This is a genomic window from Kaistia defluvii, from assembly GCF_040548815.1.
Lineage (GTDB): Bacteria > Pseudomonadota > Alphaproteobacteria > Rhizobiales > Kaistiaceae > Kaistia > Kaistia defluvii_A.
Genome location: NZ_JBEPSM010000012.1, coordinates 1 through 1747, shown reverse-complemented (window position 1 = coordinate 1747; position 1747 = coordinate 1). Strand labels below are relative to the sequence as shown.

The following is a 1747-nucleotide window of genomic DNA, read 5'->3' as shown; positions in this document are numbered from 1 at the left end:
TCAGTGGCCGCCGAAGACCAGCGTCTGCACGGGTAGCAGGATGGCCTGCATGCGCAGGATCGCGGCATGAACCACCGCGACGGCGTCGACGACATGCAGGAACAGCCAGCGCGGCCCGCTGATGTTCTTGTCCGCCAGCGCATCATGGTTGTTGGTATAGGCGTTGGCGATGCAGCTTCCGCCCGGCGGGACGCCTTCCAGCTCGCCGGGATAGAGCGGCTCCAGATAGACGGTGATCGAGCCGGGCTGACCGAGCTTCTGGACGTCGATCAGCAGGTCGGTCGGACGGAACTGGCCCGATGCCACGACATCCTGAACCTGGGTGACGACCATGGGGAGGATGGTGAAGGGTTTGCCGATGCAGGTCGCCTCGGCGATCATGCCGACCTTCATCACCTGGGTCTCGATCTGGCCGAAGCCGGCGATCAGGGCGACCCGCCCGGCTTCGGCCGGAACCAGGATGCCGGCGGGCCGAAGCATCGGGTTGACGACGTCGCCCGGCCGCAGCGTGAACTGCTGCAGCGTGCCGGCGACGCCCGCGCGCACCAGCATCTTGTCGAGTTCGACCTGGGCCTGGGCGAGGGCGGCTTCGGCGCTGGCGCGCTGGGCCGGAAGCAGCGAGGTGAGCCGCGACTGCAGCGTGCGCTTGTTGCCGATCGCCGCATCGACCGCGCCCTGGCGGCCATCGGCGGCGACCTGCAATCGCTCGATCTCGCGCGTGGCGACGACATTGGCGTTGCGGCGCATCAGCTCCTGCTTGGTTTCCAGCTCGTTCAGCGCCTGCTGATAGGCGCCCTCCGCCTGGCGGATGGCGCCATCGGCGGAGGCGAGCTCGGTTTCCGCGACCTTCACCTCGGCATCGATCTCGGCGATGCGGCGCTGGGCCGATTCGCGCGCGGCCTGCTGTTCGGAATCGTCGAGCTGGAACAGCGGGGCGCCCGCCTCGACCTTCTCATTGACGCCGACGAACACCTTGGCGACGCGGCCAGCCGTCTCCGGCAGGATCGAGATGGTGCGGAAGACGGCGGTGACATTCTTGGTCGAGGGGTGGAAGTAGAAGATCAGCGTAATCAGCGAAACCGTCAGGATGAGGCAGGCGGTGATGCCCCAGCGCAGTTCGTACCAGACCGAATAGAGGGTGATCTCGCGACCGATCCGCTTCCCCTGGCCGTAACGGCGAATGAGGTAGTCGGGAAGGATGGTGAGCATCGAGCAGAGCAGCAACTCGAGCATCGCTCAGTGTCCCTCTTTCGGCGTGTTGGCGTCTGGGGTCGGGCCGGGTATCTGTTCGTCCAGGTCGGAAACGACGGATTCTGCGGGCCTGCCGGGAGGTGGGGGCGATGGCAGTGTCTGGGTGCTGTGCGGCCCGACCGCCAGGGTGGGTTCATCCATGCCGCTGTTGCGCTGTCCGGCGATGCGCTCGAGCGAACCGGCGATCGATCCCAGCGGGCTGGAGAAATCCGGGAAGCGGACCAGCGCCAGCAGCAGGCCGGCGATCCAGAACAGGTGGTTGTGGGTGAAGAGCGAGATCAGCGCCAGCACGGCGACGATTTCCATCTGCACCACATTGGTGCGATGCGCCATGCGCTCGGGAAAGGCATGCAGCTGAAAGTACAGATTGCCGACGACAAGGATCGCCACCAGCATGAAGACGACCATCACGTTGAAGAGGATGTCCGTCTGGCCCGGCGCGGTTATGAAAAACGGCAGGTGTTCGATCGCCACCGGGTGAATTTTATCGTCCATC

At 65.5% G+C, this 1747-nt stretch carries 2 protein-coding genes; both read right to left on the bottom strand.

Annotated features, from left to right (window positions below):
* Entirely contained in the window at window positions 1-1233 is a 1233-nt protein-coding gene (locus ABIE08_RS23590; protein WP_354554591.1) for an HlyD family secretion protein, read from the bottom strand.
* 3 nt (window positions 1234-1236) lie between these two features.
* Window positions 1237-1746, bottom strand: coding sequence for a hypothetical protein (locus tag ABIE08_RS23585; RefSeq protein WP_354554590.1), 510 nt, complete (start codon window positions 1744-1746; stop codon window positions 1237-1239).
* Window position 1747: the final 1 nt, after the last annotated feature.

Coding starts and splice junctions, on each gene's coding strand:
- ABIE08_RS23590 (WP_354554591.1), bottom strand. CDS start 1,233: ATGCTCGAGTTGCTGCTCTGCTCGATGCTCACCATCCTTCCCGACTAC.
- ABIE08_RS23585 (WP_354554590.1), bottom strand. CDS start 1,746: ATGGACGATAAAATTCACCCGGTGGCGATCGAACACCTGCCGTTTTTC.